The organism is Pseudomonas sp. S2_C11, from assembly GCF_054668395.1.
Genome location: NZ_CP162765.1, coordinates 5042249 through 5066365, shown reverse-complemented (window position 1 = coordinate 5066365; position 24117 = coordinate 5042249). Strand labels below are relative to the sequence as shown.

The window sequence follows — 24117 nt, the reverse complement described above, 5'->3', positions numbered from 1 at the left end:
CAGCAATGCCACCCCCCCATCGTCTCTGGGATAAATGCCAGGGACGACTTTCAAGGATGAAAACATGCCAGTAAAACCACCCCGCAGTGGCAGCACCCGCGTGGACACGGATGTTCACCCGGCCATGACCCGACGTCTGGACAAGGATTTCGCACTGGTGCGCACTCCCGATCTCAATGGCACCGCCCCCTGGGTTCGTGGCGATGATCAGAAGCTGCGGGGCAGCTTGCCGGGCGATGTTGTCGGCGCGGACAGGACCTTGCCGACGCCGATGGTCGAGGTTCGCCCTGCGCCGCACACCAATCCAAGTCCTCCCGTCATCGCCAGGTCGCTGGACAGTTACGCAATGCGATCACCGGCCGGACTGCCGGCAGCTGACGGTGACGGCTTCAGGCTGTACAAAAAACGTCAGTATGTGGATGTGTCTGGCGGCGGCATCGTTCTGGTAGGGGTGGATCCGGACAGCGGATTTTATCGCGCGCGACTCCCCAGCGAGTTGCTGCCCACCGGTCCATGGATGTTGCGGGATAGCCGCAGCGGCCTCTGGCATCCGCACAACGACTTCAACGCACGCACCGATCCTCTGACCGCTGCGGGTTTGCAGGGATTTCGCAGCGGGCTGGATCTCAGCGGCGTCGCCCCCGGCAGCGACGGCGTGGTACGTCACGCTGGCAAGCTCTACGTGGTCATTGATCAACAGGCGTATCAGGTTTTGCAGGATCTTGCTGCGTCTCGCCCGGAATACAAGGTCTGGCGTCTGGTTGATCCCAGTCATCCCGGCGCCACCGACAGCGCAAACATTTATCGCGCCAGCCTCGGTGGTGAGACGCTGGCCATTACCCGGAACGAGCGCAATACCTGGGTTTCCATCCTTCCTGGTTTACGCGGGGGCATGCAGCGCAATGAGGCTGCAGGTGCCAATCCGTTCAACTTTCATCGCCCCTGGCTCACTGACTCCGGCCCTTCACGGGGGCAAGCGGTGGTCGCAGACGCGACCACGCGGGCGCAGGTAAAACGCTATTTCGCCGACTCCACCGATCAGCATGCCGATGATTTCATTGCCCGATTTACTGAGGCAGGTGCGGCTGAGGTGGAGCTAAAACGGCTACAGCTTGAGTTTCCTCAACTCAACCGTGAGGTCACTGCGTGGGAGACTGCCTACAGGGGTGACAGCAGTGCCGAGCGCATTCGGCGACTGGCAATAGGTGCCAGCGTGCGTCGATTGTTCAAGTGGCAGGGCGACAGTTCGGAAAAAGTCTACCGGGATGGCCGGCTGATCGGCTTCAGGTTGAAACTGGATTTGGGCGCGCGGGGGAATTTCGCCCTTCCGGTTTTTTCGACTCGACTCGGATCTGTTGTGTCTCTTGGCCTGGAGGGACGCACCTCTAGGAATCTGGGAGATCTGTTGTCGATGTTCCCGCGCATGGACACCTTGCAAACACGCAGAATCGACGGCCAGAAATTGCTTGCCCAACTCGACAAGCTCCCACAGTTGAGAGTCCTGGAAATTCGTGAAAGCAGTCTGTTGCTGTCGTCGACAGGCCTCGACCACTTCGCCACATTGACCGGGCTGGAAGAGTTGAGCCTGATCAACTGTGGTATCTGGCCCGATCTTTCAGTGCGAGGGATGACCGGGTTACGGGTATTGCGCGCACGTTCCTGTGGCTTGCTCCGTCTGCCTTTCGGATTGGATGAGGTGGCCGTGGCGTCACGGTTGCAGGTGCTTGATCTGTACCACAATCCCGAACTGCGACATCCGCCTGATGTGACCCAGATGTCCGAATTGCGAGTATTGGATCTGTCCCATACCCGCATATCCGCGCCGCCACCCGGGCTTGGCATGCAGAGCGGTCCTTCGCAACTCCAGGTCTTGAATTTATCCAGCACCCCACTCGCCGCGGTGCCGTCGCTCAGCGCAATGTCGGCGTTGCTGGACGTTGACCTGAGCCATACCGCGATAAAAACTTTCCCGGACGGCGTGAACTCCGAGGTTCCCCGAGCACGTCTGGATCTGAGTTATACCCGGATCGAATCAATCCCCGAAGCTGTTGAACTCAGGGAGGGTTTCAACCTTACCGGCACGTTGATTTCCGATCCTGTCTACTTTCGGCGATTGATTGCTGCACGTCGGCAAACAGGAACGGACATCTGGTTGGGACGAGCTTCGAGCCATCTGGTCATAGACCACTGGATGCACAATGTTCCACAGGCGCAACGCGCCGCCCGGATTTCCCTCTGGGACTCGTTAATCGATCAGACGAATGTTGCCATGATGGGCAAAATCAGAGAGCTGGTCCGCACGCCTGAGTTTCAGGTTGAGCGGCCGCTTCTGCAGCGTCGGGTCTGGGCGTTTCTGGAACATTTCCAAAAGGCGAGTCTTGGTGAGCAAGACGCTTTGCGGGACATCGCGATAACGGAGTCCAGTCCCGGAAAAATGCTGGAAAGGCTTGAAGAGGAAATGACGAAGTTCGACTCAACCTGGCAGCACCAGCCCCCGCATCATTTGCCCAAGCGGCCGCGGCTTGCATAGGGGGGTGCAAACCGCAGGCGGCACGATGCCGGCATCATCACCCCTGCACAAAAGCGCAGGCTGATGACGTTCGGCCTGCCCTGCCATTCCCACATTTGCTAGCGTCATTTCCCACCGGAGCCGTCTGTTTTTCCGCTGCGCGTCAACGTTTACGCAGGCTATCGTTGGTCTTCCCAGCTAACCGGCAGGATGCCGACCCCCCCGCCTGAGCATGAATGGCGGGGCGACTTTTCAAGGATGAAAAACATGCCACTAAAACCACCTCGCGGGGGCAGCACCCACGTTGATACGGATGTCCACACGTTCCCGAAGCGAAGCTCGGACAAGGATTTCACAGCGGCGGATATGCCCGTCCGTGATGGCACGGTCCCGTGGGCTGGTCTCGATGATCTGAAGTCGCTTAGCACCAAACCTGGCGACGACGCAGGCCCGAATACGATCCTGCCGGCGCCGGTGGTCGAGGTTCGCCCGGCACCGGAGGTTGCTGCCATCTCTCCTGTGATACACCGGTCGCTGGAGACTTACCGGATAACATCAACCACCGAATTGCCTGACGCTGATGGCGAAGGCTTCAGGTTGTACAAAAATCGCCGTTATGTTGACGTCCCTGGCAGCGGCCTCGTTCTCGTCGCAGCTGATCCGGATACGGGATGGTATCGCGCTCGACATCCAGGCGAGTTGTACCCTTGCGGCCCATGGATGTTGCGCGATAGCGAAAGCGGCATCTGGCATCCGCACAGCGACTTCAGCACCCGCACCAACCCCCTGACCGCCCAAAGCCTGGATGGCTTTCATGCCGGGCTGGATGTCAGTGGCGCACAATCGGGCAGCGACGGCGTGATACGTCACGATGGCAAACTCTATGTGGTCATCCATGAGCAGGCGTATCAGGTGATGCAGGATCTGGATGCCTCCCGCCCGGAATACAGGGTTTGGCGCCTGGTCAAACCCAACGATCCCGTCGCTGCCGACAGCGTGAACATTTACCGCGCCAGCCTGGGCGGTGAAACCCTGGCGATCACCCGCAGCGAGCAGAACACCTGGGTTTGCATCCTCACAGGTTTGCGCGGCGGGATGGATGGCGCTGCTCAAGCACCTGCCAACCCGTTCAACTTTCACCGCCCCTGGCTCACCGGCGCAGGCCCCTCTGGGGGACAGCCGCTGGTTCTGGTTGCGACCACACGGGCACTGGTCAGACGCTATTTTACTGATGCGACGGATCAACATGCCGATGATTTCATCGCAAGGTATGGGGAAGCGGGTGTCGCAGAAGTCGAACTCAAGCGGCTTGAGCTGGAGTTTCCTCGATTGAACCGTGAGATCACTGCCTGGGAGACGGGTTACAAAGGCCTGGACATTGCCGAACGCAGGCGCCGACTGGCAATAGGGGCCAACGTGCGTCGGTTGTTCAAATGGCAGGGAGAGCATTCGGAAAAAGTCTACCGCGACGGGCGGCTGGTCGGTTTCAAGCTGGAGCTCGACCTGGGAAGTCGGCGCAATCTGGCGCTACCGGGTTGTTCCGTTCCGCTCAGATCCGTCGTATCTCTAGGCCTGGAAGGAAGTCCTTCGAAAAGTCTGGGAAAATTGTTCTCGATGCTTTCCCACATTGAAACCCTCGAAATCCGCAGATTCAATGGCAAGTGTCATGAACTGTTGGCCGAAATCGATAAACTCCCGGCGTTGAAAGTCCTGACGATGCAGGAAGCCAGACTATGGCTCCCGTCGGACGGCCTTGAGCATTTCACGCGATTGACCCGTTTGCGGGAGTTGAGCCTGACGCACTGCAGTATCTGGCCGCTTTTTTCAGTGCGTGGCATGAGCGAGTTGCGGGTCTTGCGCGCACGTTCCTGTGGTTTGAGTCGTCCCCCTGTCGGGCTGGATCAATGGCCCGTGGCGTCACGGTTGGAGGTGCTTGACCTGTACCATAATCCCGATTTGACAGAAGCACCTGATGTGACTCGCATGTCCGGATTGCGAGAGTTGAATCTGGCCAATACGTTCATAACCTCGCCGCCGCCCGGGCTTGGTTTGCAGAACGGTCCGTCGCGGCTGGAGATATTGAATTTGTCGGAAAGTCGGCTGGCTGTGGCGCCCTCACTGCGGGGAATGACGGCGTTGCGGGAAGTCGATCTCCACCGAACTCGTATAAGAGAATTCCCGGATGGTGTGACATCCGATATTCCCAGGACACGTTTGAATCTGGCCTATACCGCGATCAGAGCCATTCCCGAAACCATTGAGCTGAGAAAAGGGTTTGACCTGACTGGCAGTCCGATTGCCGACCCCGCTTCTCTTCGACGATTGATAGCTGCACGTCGGCAGACGGGAACCGATCTGTGGCTTGGGAGAATCGAGGCTGATTTGGCGGACAGTCCATGGCTGCACCATGTCCCCCAAACGCAACGCGCTGAAAAGTCTGCCCTGTGGGATTCATTTGTCCTTCAAGCGAACCCCGCAATGATCAAACAACTCAGAAATCTGGTGCGTACGCCGGAATTTCAGGTTGAGCGTCTGCTTTTGCAGCGCCGGTTCTGGTCGTTTATTGAAAGCTTCCAAAAGGCCAGCGTAGGTGAGCAAGAAAGTTTGCTGAACATTGCGTCTACTGAACCCAGCCCGGGGAAAATGCTGGACAGGCTGGAGGAGGAAGTAAGGAGGTTTGACCCGACATGGCAAAACCAGCCCCCACATCATGTGCCCGAGCGCCCCAGGTTCGAATAAGGGCGGGACGCATTGCGGTGTAAAAGCGGGAATCCCTGACCTGCCTGTATCAGGGTTCCCAAAAGCATGGGCTTCGCTTGCAGCGTCAGCCCGGTGTAAAGAGGGAACCCCCGGCCTGCCTGTACCAAGGATCCCAAAACGGTGGGCTCGCTGCTTTGCGCTGTGAGCCCGGTGTAAAGAGGGGAATCCCCGGCCTGCCTGTACCAAGGTCCCCGAAACGGGTGGTGAATCGAATCACCTGAGATAGATATTGCAGGCGGCGTGCCAGGTTTTGATTTGCTGTAACAAGAAATGCTTCGAAAACGCGAAAGCCCCGGAATACGGGGCTTTCGCTTATTTCAAGTCTGGGTTTTTCGGCACTGCGGAACTGGGCGATGAGAATCGGGCTCTGCGCGATCACGGGTCATCGTGCATTGATGCGGTGCACGGTGGCCCTCACCCTGACCCTCTCCCAAGGGAGAGGGGACTGACCGAGTTGCCCGGTCAGTTACGCCGACCTGAGATACCGAGCCGAACCCAGGCCTCGAAACCACCCGAGATTGCTCCCTTCCCCCGGGAGAGGGCTGGGGTGAGGGGGATCGATCCTGAGTACACAGCAACCCTTAAGCGTTAACCCTCTTCCCCCTCATCATCATCCCCACCATCAACCTTCATCCCCAGTTCCTTGATCTTGCGCGTCAGGGTGTTCCGCCCCCAACCCAACAGCACCGCCGCATCACGCCGACGTCCTGCGGTGTGCTTCAGTGCCGTCTCGATCATGATCCGCTCGAACGCCGGCACTGCGCTGTCGAGCAGGCTCGACTGGCCGCGAGCCAGGGCTTGATCGGCCCATTGGCGCAGGGCCTGTTCCCAGTTGGTCACTGGCGCCGAATCCTGCGGCAGGTTGAGCAGTTCCGGTGGCAAGTCGCTGATGTGCACTTCGCGACCGGAGGCCATGACGGTGATCCAGCGGCAGGTGTTCTCCAGTTGACGCACGTTGCCTGGCCAAGGCAGGTTTTTCAGGTATTCCTCGGTCTCGCTTTTCAGCAGCTTGGGCTCCACCGCCAGTTCCTGCGCGGCGCGGCTGAGGAAGTGCCGGGCCAGGGTTGGAATGTCTTCACGACGATCCGACAGGCGCGGGATGTGGATGCGGATCACGTTCAGGCGGTGGAACAAGTCCTCACGGAATTTGCCGGCGTGGACGAGTGTTTCGAGATTCTGGTGTGTCGCAGCGATGATGCGCACATCGACCTTGACCGGCACATGACCGCCGACGCGATAGAACTCGCCATCGGCCAGCACGCGCAACAGACGCGTCTGGGTGTCCGCCGGCATGTCGCCGATTTCATCGAGAAACAGCGTGCCGCCGTCCGCCTGTTCAAAACGACCGCGACGCAAATTCGCCGCGCCGGTGAACGCGCCTTTCTCGTGGCCGAACAGCTCGGATTCCATCAGATCCTTGGGGATCGCCGCCATGTTCAGCGCAATGAACGGCGAGGCCGCGCGTGGGCTGTGGCGGTGCAGGGCGTGGGCCACCAGTTCTTTACCGGTACCGGATTCGCCGTTGATCAGCACGGTGATGTTGGAGTGGCTCAGGCGCCCGATGGCGCGAAACACTTCCTGCATCGCCGGCGCTTCGCCGATGATTTCCGGGGTGCGGGTCAGCGCCGGCACAACCTCCAGGCCTTGCTGTTCCTGCGCATGCTGGTTGGCGCGTTTGACCAGCGATACCGCTTCATCGACGTCGAACGGCTTGGGCAGGTACTCGAAAGCGCCGCCCTGATAGGAGGCGACAGCGCTGTCCAGATCGGAGTGAGCGGTCATGATGATGACCGGCAGCCGTGGGTGCTGTTCGCGAATCCGCGCCAGCAGATCCAGGCCACTGGCGCCCGGCATGCGGATATCGGAAATGATCACGTCCGGCTGCTGCCGGGCGAGACGACTCATCACGCCATCGGCGCTGTCGAAGCTCTGGGTGGTCATGCCTTCCTGCTGCAAGGCTTTTTCCAGGACCCAACGGATAGAACGGTCGTCATCGACGATCCACACGGTTTCACTACGGCTCATGTCGATGTGGCTCCTTGTTCCAGTGGCAGGAAGATCGAGAAGGTGGTGTGGCCTGGATGGCTCTCACACTCGATCAGGCCCTGGTGCTGACTGATGATGTTCTGGGTAATGGCCAGGCCCAGCCCGGTACCATCCGGGCGGCCGCTGACCATGGGAAAGAAAATGGTTTCCTGCAGTTCCGCCGGAATGCCGGGACCGTTGTCGATGATCTCGATCTTGGTCACCAGACGATGGCGGATGTGGCCGATGGTGAACTGGCGCATGGCGCGGGTGCGCAGGCTGATGCGGCCCAGGCGCAGCTCGTTCTGGCTGCTGATGGCCTGCATCGCATTGCGCACGATGTTCAGCACCGCCTGAATCATTTGCTCGCGGTCGATCAGGACGTCGGGAATGCTCGGGTCGTAATCACGCACCAGGGTGATGCAGCCCTGGCTTTCGGCTTCGACCAGATGGCAGACGCGTTCGAGCACTTCGTGGACGTTGCACATGGCCAGCGACGGCAGTTTGTTCGAGCCGAGCATGCGATCGACCAGATTGCGCAGGCGGTCGGCCTCTTCAATGATCACATTGGTGTAATCGCGCAGGCTTTCCTCCGGCAGTTCGCGGGCCAGCAATTGCGCTGCGCCACGGATGCCGCCAAGAGGGTTCTTGATCTCGTGGGCGAGGCCGCGCACCAGCATCTTGCTGGTTTCCTGCTTGGACAGCTGCGCCTCTTCCTTGGTGATGCGCAACAGGCGATCACGCGGGTGCACTTCAAGCAAAAGCAAAGTCTCGCCGTTGCTGAGGATTGGCGTGACCGCGTAATCCACGGTCAGCGTCTGGCCGGTGAGGGCGGTGAGCATCGCTTCACGCTTGGTGAAAGGGTGCGCCTGCTCCACGGCCTGACGCAGGGAATTGAGCGCCTCGGGGGATTCGGTGAACAGCTCGCTGATGAACTGGCCGTGGCTGCGCTGACCGCTGACGGCCAACAGCATCTCCGCCGCCGGGTTCATGTACTCCAGGCGCAATTCGGCGTCGAGCAGGATGGTCGCCGTGGTCAGGTTGTCGAGCAGCAAACGGTGAATAGCGTCGCTTATGGTCATCTGGACCCCTTTTGGAGCAAGGCGTGCGCGAGAACAAAGCGCTGATGTCGGGAAAATGCAAAAACCAAACCAAGGCTCCGAAAAGAAGCGTTTAACCCCTGAAACAGGCGTTTGACGCGCGTTTGTATGGCACGAAGCCAGCTCAAACGGGAAGTTTCGAACCAAAATGGGTTGGGTTGTGGGCGAGATGCAGTTTAGTGCACCAATAGAGTGCGCGCGGCTGGCGGAGGTTAAAAGAAGCGCAGGAATGGATTTTTCGGCTCTTCAGGTTTGTCCTTGAGCGGACATTCCGGGCGCACGCCATAGTCGTCGGCAACGCAGGGTTTGACCTGACGTTTCTGCGCCAGGGAAATGCGCAGCATGTGGAACGGCTGATTGGCAGTGCGTTCCACGGTACGCCCGGCGGCGTCGAGGATTTCGATCGAAAGGCTGTGGCTGCCGCGATCGATATTGCTCAGCGCAAATACCGGGCTGACGCCGGGCTCGCCAGTGGCCTTGCCATCCAGCAGCAGGCGATAACGATGGCCGCTTTGCAGGCCGGGCTCGCTGGTGACGCTGACGATCAGCTCGCCGGCGCTGCTGCGCAAAGTGGCATCGGGCTCCGGGATCAGAATGCGCAGCATGTCGTAGTGAAAGGGCGCTGGTTCGGCGGATTTTTTCGCTGTGGTGATCGGCGCTGCGGTGTTGGCAGGGACAGCCATGCGATTGCTCGTCGCAATCGGCACTCGCTTGGCGTTGGCGCGCGGCTGATCGGTATAGACGCGGTTGCCCTGTGCGTCGACATAGGTAAAGACCTCCGCCAAGGTGTACGTCGACATCAGCGCCAGAACGAGTACCAGCCCCGCGCGGATCATGGTCTATGCACCCGTTGCACGGTGAAGACGGCTGGCGGGCTCTGCTGAATGACGGTCTGGCCGTCGATCACCTGCACGGCCAGGCGATGCTCGCCGCGATCGATGTTCACCAACTGCAAAACCGGTACGTTGCTCGGCTGGCCATAGGGCTCGTCGTCCAGCACCAGTCTCAGTTGATGCGGCGATTGCAGGCGCGGTTTGATCAGGACATTGACCGTAAAGGTGCCGTTGTTGGCGCGCAGGGCCTCGTCAGTGGGCAGACCGGCGAGTTCGAGGATTTCATAGGCGTTGCGCGGTGGTTGCGGTTGTTCTGCGGTGGGTGCTTGCGGCGCACTCGGTGCTTGCGGCTCGACCCGATTGAGCGGCGGCAACTCGACCGGTTGCGCCTGCACGCCGTCCGGCGGCTGATTGCTGTAAGCAGTGTTGCCGTTGGCGTCGGTGTACTTGTAGATCTGCGCAGCGGCGGGCAGGGTGATCAGCAGCAGAATGTAGAGAAACGTGCGACCCATGAAATCGACCGGGATTGGAAGCGATGGGTAGCAGCATAGGACAGGTGGGGCGGTTGGCCAAAACCGTTAATAACTGGAATTGAAAAGACTGGTAGCCAAAACATGGATTGTTCCCATGCTCTGCGTGGGAATGCCTCCTGGGACGCTCCGCGTCCAGTGACGCAGAGCGTCACGGGCTGCATCCCACGCGGAGCGTGGGAACGATCAAACGATCCATGACCCACCGCCTTCGCGAGCAGGCTCGCTCCCACATGGAAAATGCGTTGCGCCGGGCAATAAAAAAGGCCTCCCGAAGGAGGCCTCTTTTGTCACGCCGCTTTACGCAGCGCTACCGGATCAGCAGCTGTAGTACAGCTCATATTCCAGTGGGTGCACGAAGGTGCGAACCTTGATTTCTTCTTCCGATTTCAGCGCGATGTAAGCGTCGATGAAGTCGTCGGAGAACACGCCGCCCTTGGTCAGGAACGCGCGGCCCTTGTCCAGCTCTTCCAGGGCTTCTTTCAGGCTGCCGCAAACCTGTGGAATCTCTTTCGCCTCTTCAGGCGGCAGGTCGTACAGGTTCTTGTCGGCGGCATCGCCTGGGTGGATCTTGTTCTGGATACCGTCCAGACCGGCCATCAGCAGTGCTGCGAAGGCCAGGTACGGGTTGGCAGCCGGATCCGGGAAGCGTGCTTCGATACGGCGGGCTTTCGGGCTCGACACGTAAGGAATACGGATCGAAGCGGAACGGTTCCGAGCCGAGTAGGCCAGCATTACCGGAGCTTCGAAGCCTGGCACCAGACGCTTGTAGGAGTTGGTCGCCGGGTTGGTGAAGCCGTTCAGGGCCTTACCGTGCTTGATGATGCCGCCGATGAAGTACAGAGCGGTATCGGACAGGCCGGCATAGCCTTCACCTGCGAAGGTGTTCTTGCCGTCTTTCCAGATCGACATGTGTACGTGCATGCCCGAACCGTTGTCGCCGTACAGTGGCTTCGGCATGAAGGTCGCGGTGCGGCCGTAAGCGTCGGCAACGTTGTGCACAACGTATTTCAGGGTCTGAACTTCGTCAGCCTTCTTCACCAGGGTGTTGAACTTGACGCCGATTTCGTTCTGGCCGGCAGTCGCCACTTCGTGGTGGTGAACTTCAACCGACTGACCCATTTCTTCCAGTGCGTTGCACATGGCGGTACGGATTTCGTGGTCGTGGTCGAACGGTGGAACCGGGAAGTAGCCGCCTTTCACGCCTGGACGGTGACCCTTGTTGCCGCCTTCGATGTCCTGGTCGGACATCCACGAACCTTGCTCGGAGTAGATCTTGAACATCGAGCCGGAGATGTCCGACTTGAATTTGACCGAGTCAAAGATGAAGAACTCAGGCTCTGGACCGGCGAATACGGTGTCACCGATACCGGTGGCTTTCAGGTGCTCTTCGGCGCGCTTGGCGATCGCACGTGGGTCGCGATCGTAGCCCTGCATGCTCGAAGGCTCGATGATGTCGCACACCAGAATCAGGGTTGGGTCTTCGGTGAACGGATCGAGCACGGCAGTTTCGTCGACCGGCATCAGGATCATGTCGGAGGCTTCGATGCCTTTCCAGCCGGAGATGGAGGAACCGTCGAACATCTTGCCGACTTCGAAGAAGTCGTCATCCAGCGCATCGCGAGCCGGCATGGTCACGTGGTGCTGAGTGCCTTTGGTGTCCGTGAAGCGCAGATCAATCCACTTGACGTCATGATCTTTGATGAGTTGAACCGACTTCGACATAGTGTCCTCCGGGTGAATTAGGGCGGGTAGTGGATGCCCTTAATAATGGTGATGCCGGCGCGAATACTCTGCCAAGGCAACCTGCCTCACAAGGGAGCAAATTGCATGCCAGTGCCCCAGCATGGGTTTTTTGCCCCAAATTCACGCTTATTAAGGCGTGTGAGGTACTGAATCGACAAATCCCGCCCCTTAATGTTGCGTTTAAATTCAGAAATGACCTGTTTTGGTGCAAGCAAAACCTTCTGCACATTAACTGGTTAAACCTTGAGCAATTTCCGCTATAATCCGCGCCCCCCTTTTTCGGCTGGCCGTTCGCGCGCTGTTTTCATGAAACTTATCGTAAAAGTCTTCCCCGAGATCACCATCAAAAGCCGACCTGTCCGGACGAAATTCATCCGCCAGTTGGCCAAGAACATCCGCACCGTGCTCCGTGACCTGGACCCGGCCGTGGTGGTGAACGGCGTGTGGGACAATCTCGAGCTGGAAACCCGCGTTACCGACCCCAAAGCCTTGAAAGAGATGGGCGAGCGCCTGACCTGCATGCCGGGTATCGCGCATTTTCTGCAGATCGACGAGTACCCGCTGGGCGACTTCGACGACATCACCGAAAAGTGCAAACAGCACTACGGCGATGCACTGGCCGGGAAGATTTTCTCGGTGCGCTGCAAGCGCGCAGGCAAGCATGCCTTCAGCTCGATGGACGTGGAAAAATACGTCGGCAGCAAGCTGCGTCGCGAGTGCGGTGCGGCCGGAATCGACCTTAAAGCACCGCAAATCGAAGTCCGTATCGAAGTTCGCGACAAACGGTTGTTCGTGATTCACAGCCAGCACAACGGCATCGGCGGCTACCCGCTCGGCGCGTTGGAGCAGACGCTGGTATTGATGTCCGGCGGCTTCGATTCGACCGTGGCGGCTTACCAGATCATGCGTCGCGGCCTGATGGCGCACTTCTGCTTCTTCAATCTTGGCGGGCGTGCCCACGAATTGGGCGTGATGGAAGTCGCGCACTTCATCTGGAAGAAGTACGGCAGCTCGCAACGCGTGCTATTTGTCAGTGTGCCGTTCGAGGAAGTGCTGGGCGAAATTCTCGGCAAAGTCGATAACAGTCATATGGGCGTGGTTTTGAAGCGTATGATGTTGCGCGCCTCGTCCGAGATCGCCGAACGCCTGCACATCGATGCACTGGTGACCGGTGAAGCGATCTCCCAGGTGTCGAGCCAGACGCTGCCGAACCTGTCGGTGATCGACTGCGTGACCGACAAGCTGGTGCTGCGGCCGCTGATCGTCGCGCACAAGCAGGACATCATCGACACCGCCAACGAGATCGGCACCGCCGATTTCGCCCGGCACATGCCGGAATACTGCGGCGTGATTTCGGTCAACCCCAAGACCGCCGCCAAGCGTGGCCGGGTTGAGCACGAAGAGAAAGAATTCGACATGGCGGTACTCGAGCGTGCGCTCGCCAACGCCAAACTGGTGCCGATCGATCGGGTAATCGACGAGTTGGGCCAGGATTTGCAAATTGAAGAAGTCAGCGAAGCGCTGGCCGGTCAGATCGTCATCGACATCCGCCACCCGGATGCCGCCGAGGATGACCCGCTGGAGCTCGCCGGCATAGAGGTACAGACGATGCCGTTCTATGCAGTGAACGCACGTTTCAAGGAACTGGACCCTACTCGCCAGTACCTGCTGTATTGCGACAAAGGCGTGATGAGTCGCCTGCATGCCCACCATTTGCTCAGTGAGGGGCATGCCAATGTGCGCGTTTATCGACCGAGCTAAGTGCCCGGGGCTGTTTGCCTGTGGCCTGCGTCACCGGCCCCCCGACACCGCCGTCAAGCTGTAACGGCCATGCCGGACACTACTGCTAATCGCTGCCATGACTTGTCAGCAAACCGAATCCTCTGATCGAGATACACAAGTGATCGAAAATCTACGCAACATCGCCATCATTGCCCACGTTGACCACGGTAAAACCACCCTGGTAGACAAACTCCTGCGTCAATCCGGCACCCTGGAGCGCAACGAGCTCAACGACGAGCGCGTGATGGACTCCAACGACCAGGAAAAAGAGCGCGGTATTACCATTCTGGCGAAGAACACCGCCATCAACTGGAACGGCTACCACATCAACATCGTGGACACCCCGGGCCACGCCGACTTCGGCGGCGAAGTTGAACGCGTAATGTCGATGGTCGACTCCGTTCTGCTGCTGGTTGACGCTCAAGACGGCCCTATGCCGCAAACCCGTTTCGTGACCAAGAAGGCTTTCGAAGCCGGCCTGCGTCCAATCGTGGTCATCAACAAGGTTGACCGTCCAGGCGCGCGTCCGGACTGGGTTCTGGACCAGATCTTCGATCTGTTCGACAACCTCGGTGCGACCGAAGAACAACTGGACTTCCAGGTTGTTTACGCTTCGGCCCTGAACGGTATTGCCGGTCTGGACCACACCGCCATGGCGGAAGACATGACTCCGCTGTACCAGGCAGTAGTCGACCACGTTCCGCCTCCGGCCGTTGACCGTGACGGTCCGTTCCAGATGCAGATCTCCGCTCTGGACTACAACAGCTTCCTGGGTGTTATCGGTGTTGGCCGTATCGCTCGTGGTCGCGTCAAGCCGAACACCCCGGTTGTCGCTATCAGCGCCGACGGCAAGCGTCGCAACGGTCGTATCCTGAAGCTGATGGGTCACCACGGTCTGCACCGCATCGACGTTGACGAAGCAGCAGCTGGCGACATCGTCTGCATCAGCGGCTTCGACGAGCTGTTCATCTCCGACACTCTGTGCGATATCAACACCGTCGAGGCGATGAAGCCGCTGACCGTTGACGAGCCAACCGTTTCCATGACCTTCCAGGTAAACGACTCGCCATTCTGCGGTAAAGAAGGCAAGTTCGTGACCTCCCGTAACATCAAGGATCGTCTGGACAAAGAGCTGCTGTACAACGTTGCACTGCGCGTTGAAGAAGGCGACTCCGCTGACAAGTTCAAGGTTTCCGGCCGTGGTGAGCTGCACCTCTCGGTACTGATCGAAACCATGCGTCGCGAAGGCTTCGAGCTGGCCCTGGGCCGTCCTGAAGTGATCATCCGTGAAGTCGACGGCGTGAAGCAGGAACCGTTCGAAAACGTCACCATCGACATCCCTGAAGAATCCCAGGGCAAGGTCATGGAAGAGATGGGTCTGCGTAAGGGCGACCTGAGCAACATGGTGCCGGATGGCAAGGGCCGTGTTCGTCTGGAATACAACATCCCTGCTCGCGGTCTGATCGGTTTCCGTAACCAGTTCCTGACCCTGACCAACGGTGCTGGCATCCTGACCTCGATCTTCGACCGTTACGCTCCAGTGAAGTCGGGCCACATGTCCGGCCGTCAGAACGGCGTTCTGGTTTCGGTTGAAACCGGCAAGGCTCTGACCTACTCGCTGGAAACCCTGCAGGCTCGTGGCAAGCTGTTCGTAGAACACGGCCAGGAGATCTACAACGGTCAGATCGTTGGTCAGAACAGCCGCGACAACGACCTGGGTGTGAACCCAACCAAAGGCAAGAAGCTCGACAACATGCGTGCTTCGGGTAAAGACGAAACCATCGCTCTGGTCCCACCTGTTCGCTTCACCCTGGAACAGGCTCTGGAATACATCCAGGAAGACGAGCTGTGCGAAGTCACTCCTAAGTCGATCCGTCTTCGCAAGAAGATCCTCGACGAAAGCGAGCGCACCCGCGCTGCCAAGAAAGCCAAGGCGTAATCCAGCCCTGGAATAGAAAACGCCCCCGGTCGCGAGACCGGGGGCGTTTTTGTTTGTCTGGCGTTTAGCGATATTTGTGCTGGCCCCATCGCTGGCAAGCCAGCTCCCACAGGGTTTTGGGTCGTATATAAAATATGTGTTCGACCACAATCATTGTGGGAGCTGGCTTGCCAGCGATGGCGGCCGGTCAGCCGCTGAAAATCTCAAGGCCGATCAAAATTTGTCGATGGCCCGGAAATTCTGCACCCGCTCGACTTCTTTCGGCTTATAAGCGCAATACCCCGGCCGCGGCCCGATCTTCGGGTGGTTGCGGCAGGTGTCCGGGCGCTTGTCATAAATGGTGCACAGGCGGGTTTTACGATCCAGGTAATAGCAGTCGTTGTTGCTCATGCGCTGCAGGGTGAAGATCCCCGACTTCTGATTGAAGCGCTCGACCAGACCTTCCTTTTGCAGACGCTTGGCGATGTTCTTTGGCGGATCGCCCAGTTCGAACTCGTCGACCACACCGATGCGCACCAGATCCTTGATCTTCACTTCGACCGGCAGCGTGCAGCAGCTGGACATGCACGAGCCGCACATCGGCGCCGAGTATTTGGCCCACGTATCGAGACGATCAATCTCGGCGGCGGCGATCAGGTTGGGCTTCATCATCGGGAGTTACCAGGCGTGTATGCATCAGGGCGCGCGATCATACCGGGAGCGGTGGAATTTTGAACAACCTTTCGCCGGATATTTTCGCAACGACTGCAATTTGCCCGACAGGACGGCACGGCCCCTGCATTCATTGGCTCATCCGCCAGGGTTATGTCGGACTGGTGCACAGTCCGGGCAAATACTGCCGAACCAGAGCCGTTACCGCCGGTCAGACCGTCTAGGCTCAGAAAATTCCCGCTCGCTCGAGGTCCTGTTGATGACTCAAGAACCACTAGTTCGCGAAGCAGAGGTGGCCGCGTTCCGCGACGCCGTCCTGACCAAACTCACCTACGCCGTGGGCAAAGACCCCGATCACGCCTTCGACCATGACTGGTTCGAAGCCATTGCCCTGGCTGCGCGTGATCACATGGTCGAACACTGGATGGACCACACCCGGCAGATCTATCGCAAAGGCCAGAAGCGGGTTTATTACCTCTCGCTGGAATTTCTCATCGGCCGCCTTCTCTACGACAGCCTGAGCAACCTTGGGCTGCTCGACGTCGCCCGTGAAGCGTTGACCGAACTGGGCGTCGATCTGGAGCGCATCCGCCTGCTGGAGCCCGACGCGGCGCTCGGCAATGGCGGCCTCGGTCGTCTCGCGGCGTGCTTCATGGAAAGCATGTCGACCCTCGGCATCGCCGGCCATGGCTATGGCATTCGTTATGAGCATGGCTTGTTCCGTCAGGCGATTGTCGATGGCTGGCAACAGGAACAGACCGAACACTGGCTGGATTTCGGCAACCCTTGGGAATTTGAACGGCCGGAAGTGGCGTACCCGATCGGCTTCGGCGGCAGCGTCGAAACCGTCACCGATGCCTCCGGCAAGACTCGTCAGGTCTGGTCGCCAGCGGAAACCGTGCGCGCAATTGCTTATGACACGCCGGTGGTCGGCTGGCGCGGGGCGAGCGTCAACACCCTGCGTCTGTGGCGTGCCCGCGCCATGGAAGATCTGCACCTGGAGCGCTTCAACGCCGGTGACCACCTGGGCGCCGTGGCGGAAGTGGCCCGCGCCGAGAGTATCTCCCGCGTCCTTTATCCGGCCGACAGCACCGAAGCCGGGCAAGAGCTGCGCCTGCGTCAGGAATACTTCTTCGTCGCCGCTTCGCTGCAGGATCTGCTGCGCCGTCACCGCAACATGCACACCTCGGTGCTGACCCTCGGTGATCACGCGGCGATCCAGCTCAACGACACTCACCCCTCGATTGCAGTGGCCGAGCTGATGCGCCAACTGGTCGACGTCTACGACGTCGCGTGGGACGCAGCATGGCAAGTCACCGTCGACACGCTGTCGTACACCAACCACACGCTGCTGCCGGAAGCACTGGAAACCTGGCCGGTCGGGCTGATGGAACGCATGCTGCCACGGCACATGCAGATCATTTACCTGATCAACGCACAGCACATCGATTCGTTGCGGGCCAAGGGCATTCATGACTTCGACGTGTTGCGTGCGGTGTCGCTGATCGAAGAAGACAACGGCCGCCGGGTGCGCATGGGCAACCTCGCGTTCCTCGGTTCGCATAGCGTCAACGGCGTGTCCGGTCTGCATACGCAGCTGATGCGCAAAACCGTATTTGCCGAACTGCACAAGCTCTATCCGGAGCGGATCAACAACAAAACCAACGGCATCACCTTCCGCCGCTGGCTGTATCAGGCCAACCCGGAACTGACTTCGATGCTGGTCGATGCCCTCGGCCCGGACCTGCTCGATCATCCTGAAGAGCGCCTGCTCGAACTCGAGCCGTTCGCCGAGAAAACCGCGTTCCGCAAAGCCTTCGCCGAGCAGCGTTTGCACAGCAAGAAGGCGCTGGCCTATCTGATTCACGAGCGCCTCGGGATCGCGGTCAACCCGGCGGCGATGTTCGACGTGCAGGTCAAACGTATCCACGAATACAAGCGTCAGTTGCTCAACCTGATGCACACCGTGGCGTTGTACCAGGCGATTCGTGCCGAGCCGGAAGTCGACTGGGTGCCACGGGTCAAGATCTTCGCCGGTAAAGCGGCGGCGAGTTATCACCAGGCCAAGCTGATCATCAAGCTGACCAATGACATTGCTCGGGTGGTGAACAACGACCCGACCGTGCGTGGTCTGCTGAAAGTGGTGTTCCTGCCCAACTACAACGTCAGCCTGGCCGAAAGCATCATCCCGGCGGCGGACTTGTCCGAGCAGATTTCCACCGCCGGTTTCGAGGCGTCGGGCACCAGTAACATGAAGTTCGGCCTCAACGGCGCGCTGACCATCGGCACCCTCGACGGTGCCAACGTGGAAATGTGCGAGCGCATCGGTGCCGAGCACATGTTCATCTTCGGCCTCAGTGCGCAACAGGTTGAAGCGCGCAAGCAGAACCACGAGTTCAGCGCTGTACCCGACATCGCCGCCTCCCATCGTTTGAACGATGTGCTGCAAGCGATTCGCAGCGGTGTGTTTTCGCCGGACGATACCTCGCGTTATACCGGCCTGATCGACTCGTTGATCGACTATGACCGCTTCCTGGTCTGCGCCGACTTCGACTCCTACTGGGAAGCGCAGAAGCGTGTCGATGCGCACTGGCACGACTCGCAGAACTGGTGGCGTTCGGCGGTGCTCAACACCTCGCGGATGGGCTGGTTCTCTTCCGACCGGACGATTCGCGAGTACGCCACGGATATCTGGAAAGCGCTGGAGTAACTTTCCCCGACAAATCTGCGCAAGGCCCAACGTTTGTTGGGCCGGATCGATATACTGAGCGCCGGTTTAAAGGCATCAATTACCGCCGTACCCTGTGGGAGCGAGCCTGCTCGCGAAGCGATCGTCGAGTTAAACAGAAATGTTGGCTGACAATCCGCCTTCGCGAGCAGGCTCGCTCCCACACGGTTTGTGCCTAGACTGAAGCCATCGCCGGACTCGCCCCGCCCCGGGGCTGCTTAGGGATATCGACCATGCAATGGATGTTCATGTTGATCGGGCTGGTGCTCGGTGGACTGCTCGACGAGTCATTCAGCGGCGCGCTGTTAGGTGCGCTGCTGGGGCTGGTCATCGGCCAGATGCTGCGCATCGCGCGCCTTGGCTCGCAGGCGGCGGAGCAACAGCGTCAACTCGAGCAGGTGCGCGAAGCCTTGCAAGGCGTGGCCCAGCGGCTGTTTGTGCTGGAAGGTTCGCCCTCCCATGCGCCCGCGCCGCCACCTGAAGCCGAGCCAGTCGCCGCGCCCGTCGACGTGGCTGAGCAGGCAGCCCCGCCCCCTGAGCTGATCTGGGAACTGCCCCCCGAACTCGAACCGATCTCCGCCGTCGCCCGCGAAACCAGCCAGTCGCTGCCGGCCGATGTCTGGCGCGCCGAACCGGCTCCCGTTGCACCAACGCAAAAACCCGCCGAACCCCGTGGCCCGAACCTGATCGAGCGCGGCATCAGCGCTGCGCGCAACTGGCTGTTTGGCGGCAACACCGTGCTGCGCGTCGGTGTGGTGCTGCTGTTTTTCGGTCTGGCATTTTTACTGCGTTACGCCACCGAAGGCATGGTGGTGCCGATCGAGTTGCGTTACACCGGCGTCGCGGCAGCGGCGTTGGCTCTGCTTGCGCTGGGCTGGTGGTTGCGCCGACGCAACAGCAACTATGCATTGATGCTGCAAGGCACCGGGATCGCGGTGTTGTACCTGACGGTGTTTGCGGCGATGCGTCTGCATCCGTTGCTTGATCCGTCCGCTGCACTTGGTTTGCTGGTCGCGGTGACGGTGTTCTCGGCCATTCTGGCGATTACCCAGGACGCGCTGGGGTTGGCCGCAGCGGCGGCACTCGGTGGTTTCGCTGCGCCGATTCTGACTTCTACCGGCGAAGGCAATCACGTCGCACTGTTCAGCTATTTCGCTCTGCTCAACGCCGGCATTCTCTCCATCGCCTGGTTCAAGGCCTGGCGCCTGCTCAACCTGATCGGTTTTGTCGGGACCTTCGGTATCGGTTTCGCCTGGGGTCTGCGTTCCTACACGGCGGAACTGCTGTGGAGCACCGAGCCGTTCCTGATTGTGTTTTTCCTTATGTACCTCGCCATCGGCCTGCTGTTCGCCCGGCGCAAATTGCGCGACCTGCAGGATGCTCCGGCGGAGGCTGATCGCGAGGCGCTGCTGCAATGGTCGGCCCGCAAGGGTGATTATGTCGACGGCACCATGCTGTTCGGCCCGCCGATCATTGGCTTCGGTCTGCAGTTTGCGCTGGTGCAGCATCTCGAATTCGCGGCGGCGTTCAGTGCTCTGGCGCTGGGCATGATCTATATGACGCTGGCCAAAGTTTTGATGGGCGGGCGCGCGATGCTGCTAGGTGAAACCTGCCTGGCGCTGGGAGTGATTTTTGCCAGCCTGGCGATTCCGCTGGGGCTCGATGCGCGCTGGACGTCTGCGGCGTGGGCCGTGGAAGGCGCGGGGATTTTCTGGCTCGGCTTGCGTCAGCATCGACCGTTTGCCCGGGCCTTTGCCTTACTGCTGCAACTGGGTTCGGCACTGGCGTTTCTCAGCCAGCTGCAACTCGGCGAGAGCAGCCTGCTCGACGGCGCACCGCTGGGCGCGCTGATGCTTGGCGCCGCGCTGCTGTTCAGTTTCTTCCAACTGCGCAAGGCTACGCCCGAGCAAACATTGCCGTGGGAAAAGCAAGGCCTGCCGCTGCTGGCGTGTCTGGGCCTGACGTTCCTGTATCTGCTGGCGCCGTCGTTCCTGTTCATCCAGGGCACAGCGATCAGTTGGGCCTTGGCCGGGTTGGCGACCTTGTTTGTTGGCTTGCGAATTCAATCGCGCACATTCCTGTTTACCGCGTTCGCCGTGCAGTTGCTGGGCGGCGCGTTGTTCCTGCTGCGCCTGCAAACGGCCGGCGAAGATTCGACGGCGGTGTTCAGCGCTGGCTGGAGCGGCTTGCTCAGTGCATCGCTGATCGGTCTGGCCTTGATTGGCGGCATGCTGCTGGCGGCGCGGGACGAGATGGTGCGCGGCGATGTGCGCCTGCTGCGCGGCTTGTCGGTGGTGCTGCTGGCCGGCTTGGTACTGATCAATCTGGCGGTGCTGTTCGTGCTGCCGTGGCAAACCGCGAGCGCGGTGTGGGCGGCCAGCGGTTTGCTGATCATCTGGCTGAGCCTGTACCTGCAACAGCGTCTGAGTTTCGTTTTCGGCCTGCTGTTGCAGGTGGTCGGCAGCGCAGCGTTTCTGCTCGCCGGCCCCGAATGGCTCGGGCCGTTGTCTAGCGAAGGATTGAAACCATTGGCCCATGGCGGATTCTGGACGCCGCTGGTGCTGGGGCTGGCCGCGCTGATCGGCGCGTGGCGCTTGCAATTGGGCAACCATGCCAGTGCTTTTGATGCCTTGAGTTTGCAACGCTTGTCGCAAGTGCTGCTGGTCTGGGGCGCCGGTTGGTGGACGCTGGCGTGGGTCAGCGAGATCCTGCGTTTCGCTTCGCCGAACCTGCAAGGCACATTGTTGCTGCTGGTCGCTGCGATCAGTGTTGCGCTGTGGACGCTGTTGTCGCTGCGTCTGAAATGGCCGGCGCTGGGGTTGCTCTGCACCTTGCTGATTCCGGCGGCGACGCTGGTTTTGCTCGGCTCTTGGCATTCGCGCTACCACCCGGCCGCCGACTTCGGCTGGCTGGCGTGGCCGGCGCTGTTCGCGGTGCATTTCTTCAGCCTGCGCCGCTTGGCTTCGGTGTTGCCGGCGCGCGCATTGAGCGCGGCCCATGTGTTCGGTTGCTGGCTGTTGATTGGCGTGCTGGCGCTGGAGTTGCGTTACGGCCTGCTGTTGTTGTCCGAGCAGTACAACGCGTGGCGGTGGCTGGGCTGGGCGATTCTGCCGAGCCTCTATCTGTTGCTGATGGCTGCTCCCCGTTCGTGGCCGTGGCCGGTGGCCGCATTTGCCCGCGAGTACCGCTTGTACGCAGCGGCACCGCTGGCGGTGCTGATGCTGGCGTGGTTCTGGCTGGCCAATGGCGTCAGCGATGGCAATGCCGAACCATTGCCTTACGTGCCGCTGCTCAACCCATTGGAGCTGGGTCTGCTGTTTGCGCTGTTCGGCGTTTATGCCTGGTCGCGCAGCGCCGTCGCGCAGCTGTCGATCCGTCAGGATCATGCCGACAAGGCTACGCAACTGATCGCCGGGGTTTCGCTGTTCGCCTTCTGCACCGCGCTGGTCACCCGCGCGGCGCATCACTGGGCCGGCATCCCGTTCGAGGTTGATCAACTGCTCGCGTCGATGCTGGTGCAGGCCGGCCTGTCGATCGTCTGGACGTTGATGGCGCTGGGGCTGATGATCGGCGGCCATCTGCGCCATCGCCGCGAAGTGTGGCTGATCGGCGCGGCGCTGATCGCGCTGGTGGTGGCCAAGCTGATTTTTGTCGAACTGAGCAACCGTGGCGGCCTCGCCCGGATCGTCTCGTTTATCGGCGTTGGCGTGTTGCTGCTGGTGGTCGGCTACTTTGCGCCGCTGCCACCCAAAGGCGTCGAGGCTGGACCGGCGGCGGACAAACCCGCGCCGGAAACCGAAGGAGTTGCATCTTGAGTCGCATGCTGAATCTGGGTTGGTTGGCGCTGGGCGTGGTGATGGTCGCTGGCGCTCAGGAAAAACCGGCGGACTTCGCCACGCAGTTGCCGTTGACGGTGAGCGGCAATGGCCCGTGGTATCGCCTCGACCTGCCGCTGAGCGCGCAATTGCAGGCGCGCCAGACCGATCTCAGTGACTTGCGCGTGTTCAACGCCGCCGGCGAAGCGCAGGCCTACGCCTTGGCTCGCGAATCGGCGCAGACCCGCGACGACGGCAAGCTGCACGAGGTCAAATGGTTCCCGCTGTACAACGCCGCCGACGCCAGCGAGCGCGCGCCGAATGTGCGCGTGCAGTCGACCACCAACGGCACCCTGGTCGAAGTGCAACCGTCCTCGCAACTGGAGGCTGGCGAAGAAGTGCTGCGCGGCTGGCTGCTCGATGCCAGCGCGATCAAGGCGCCGCTGCAGCAGTTGATCCTCGACTGGACCAGCGAGCGCGACGGTTTCCAGCGTTTCAGTATCGAGGCCAGCGACGATCTGCAGCACTGGCAATCCTGGGGCGAGGGCCAAGTGGCACGGCTGACCTTTTCCGATGAGCGCATCGAACAGCATGAAGTGACCCTGCCGGGGCAGACCGCGAGCTATGTGCGCCTGCTGTGGGAGTCGCCGGGTTCGGCGCCCGTCCTGACGTCGGCGCAATTGAAAAGCAGCGACCCGCGCAACCTGCCGCTGCCTTTGGTCTGGTCGCCCAGCGTGGCCGGCAACAGCAGCAAATCCGGGGAATACATCTGGCAGTTGCCGATGGGGCTCAATGTCGAGCGGGTGCAGATCGAGCTGAAACAGCCGAACAGTCTGGCGCCGGTCACGTTGGCCGGCCGGCGCGAGAGCAACTTGCCGTGGCAGCCACTGAGCAGCGGTTTGCTGTATCGCCTGAGCCAGAACAATCAGGACGTGGTCCAGAACGAAATCCCGCTGTCCGGGCAGACCGTGCAGCAACTCAAGCTGACCGTGGATGAGCGCGGCGGCGGTCTGGGTGAGCAGGCGCCGGACCTGAAATACGCGGTGCGCGCCACGCAGGTGATCTTCCTCGCCCGGGGCGAAGGGCCGTACAGCCTGGCCTTGGGCAATGCCACGGTGAAAACGGCGAACCTGCCGCTGGCAACGTTGATTCCGGATTTCAAGCCAGAAAAGCTGGCGAGCCTGGGCAAGGCGACGGTGCAGGACGAAGCGAAGGCCACGCAAACTTCGGCGGCGACGACGGCTGCGGTGGCCGGGACTAATTGGAAGAAGTTCGGCTTGTGGGCAGTGTTGCTGCTCAGTGTGGTGTTTCTCGGGGCGATGGCGTTCAGCCTGTTGCGCAAACCGCCAGCCAATACCTGAGCATGGCCGGCGCTGCGCGCCAATCGCTGGCAAGCCAGCTCCCACAGTGATCTCGGTCGTTCACATATTTTGTGTACACCACACATCCTGTGGGAGCTGGCTTGCCAGCGATGGCGGCCGGTCAAACAACAAAAATTCATCAGACTGCCGCTATCACTCAACCACCACCCGCCCCATTTCCAACTACGCTCAACCCGACACCTGAACTCTCCACCGACAATCACGTCTCATACAGGCAAATACACCCAGGCGCACGTTAGCCGGCGTCTTCGCTCGCTAGGTTTTCAGACTCCCTGTAAACTGCGCGGGTTTTCCGCCCCCCATTCCACCGGAGCCGT

Annotated in this window: 13 protein-coding genes; 7 read left to right on the top strand and 6 right to left on the bottom strand. The window is 60.3% G+C overall.

The window, feature by feature from the left end:
• Positions 1 to 64 precede the first annotated feature (64 nt).
• Complete coding sequence (locus AB4N48_RS22750) at positions 65 to 2530, top strand: leucine-rich repeat domain-containing protein (protein WP_460094352.1); 2466 nt, start codon at positions 65 to 67, stop codon at positions 2528 to 2530.
• Positions 2531 to 2776: 246 nt separating this feature from the next.
• Complete coding sequence (locus AB4N48_RS22745) at positions 2777 to 5248, top strand: leucine-rich repeat domain-containing protein (protein WP_460094350.1); 2472 nt, start codon at positions 2777 to 2779, stop codon at positions 5246 to 5248.
• Positions 5249 to 5857: 609 nt separating this feature from the next.
• On the opposite strand, the gene ntrC is transcribed toward AB4N48_RS22745, so the two are convergent.
• The 5 genes from ntrC to glnA form a co-directional block, all read right to left on the bottom strand.
• Entirely contained in the window at positions 5858 to 7294 is a 1437-nt protein-coding gene (gene ntrC, locus AB4N48_RS22740; RefSeq protein WP_016772108.1) for a nitrogen regulation protein NR(I), read from the bottom strand.
• Entirely contained in the window at positions 7291 to 8376 is a 1086-nt protein-coding gene (gene glnL, locus AB4N48_RS22735) for a nitrogen regulation protein NR(II) (RefSeq protein WP_024011230.1), read from the bottom strand. The genes ntrC and glnL overlap by 4 nt, the downstream gene beginning before the upstream one ends.
• 230 nt (positions 8377 to 8606) lie before the next feature.
• Positions 8607 to 9230, bottom strand: coding sequence for a DUF4124 domain-containing protein (locus AB4N48_RS22730; RefSeq protein WP_122747959.1), 624 nt, complete (start codon positions 9228 to 9230; stop codon positions 8607 to 8609).
• Positions 9227 to 9739, bottom strand: coding sequence for a DUF4124 domain-containing protein (locus AB4N48_RS22725; RefSeq protein ID WP_406228058.1), 513 nt, complete (start codon positions 9737 to 9739; stop codon positions 9227 to 9229). Before AB4N48_RS22725 ends, AB4N48_RS22730 begins: the two co-directional genes overlap by 4 nt.
• 336 nt (positions 9740 to 10075) lie before the next feature.
• On the bottom strand, positions 10076 to 11482 hold the full coding sequence (gene glnA, locus AB4N48_RS22720) for a type I glutamate--ammonia ligase (protein WP_016772104.1): 1407 nt from the start codon (positions 11480 to 11482) through the stop codon (positions 10076 to 10078).
• Positions 11483 to 11809: 327 nt separating this feature from the next.
• On the opposite strand from glnA, the gene thiI reads away from it, so the two are divergent.
• Together thiI and typA are read left to right on the top strand one after the other, a co-directional pair.
• Positions 11810 to 13264 carry a tRNA uracil 4-sulfurtransferase ThiI gene (gene thiI / locus AB4N48_RS22715; RefSeq protein ID WP_024011233.1) on the top strand — a complete coding sequence of 485 codons (1455 nt, stop codon included), beginning with the start codon at positions 11810 to 11812 and terminating at the stop codon, positions 13262 to 13264.
• Between the two features lie 139 nt (positions 13265 to 13403).
• Positions 13404 to 15224 (top strand): translational GTPase TypA, encoded by a 1821-nt coding sequence (typA, locus tag AB4N48_RS22710; RefSeq protein WP_016772102.1) that lies wholly within the window; start codon positions 13404 to 13406, stop codon positions 15222 to 15224.
• A gap of 213 nt (positions 15225 to 15437) precedes the next feature.
• Here the strand turns inward: typA and AB4N48_RS22705 are convergent, their stop codons facing one another.
• Positions 15438 to 15875, bottom strand: coding sequence for a YkgJ family cysteine cluster protein (locus AB4N48_RS22705; protein WP_016772101.1), 438 nt, complete (start codon positions 15873 to 15875; stop codon positions 15438 to 15440).
• Between the two features lie 259 nt (positions 15876 to 16134).
• Between AB4N48_RS22705 and AB4N48_RS22700 the strand changes: the two genes are divergently transcribed.
• From AB4N48_RS22700 to AB4N48_RS22690, 3 genes are all read left to right on the top strand, one after another.
• A complete protein-coding gene (locus AB4N48_RS22700) occupies positions 16135 to 18585 on the top strand; it encodes a glycogen/starch/alpha-glucan phosphorylase (protein WP_016772100.1) in 2451 nt (816 codons plus the stop codon).
• 251 nt (positions 18586 to 18836) lie between these two features.
• Positions 18837 to 22418, top strand: a complete 3582-nt coding sequence (locus tag AB4N48_RS22695) for a DUF2339 domain-containing protein (RefSeq protein ID WP_460094349.1) — start codon at positions 18837 to 18839, stop codon at positions 22416 to 22418.
• Positions 22415 to 23779: a DUF3999 domain-containing protein gene (locus AB4N48_RS22690; protein WP_460094347.1), complete on the top strand. Its 1365-nt coding sequence runs from the start codon at positions 22415 to 22417 to the stop codon at positions 23777 to 23779. The genes AB4N48_RS22695 and AB4N48_RS22690 overlap by 4 nt, the downstream gene beginning before the upstream one ends.
• Positions 23780 to 24117 lie beyond the last annotated feature (338 nt).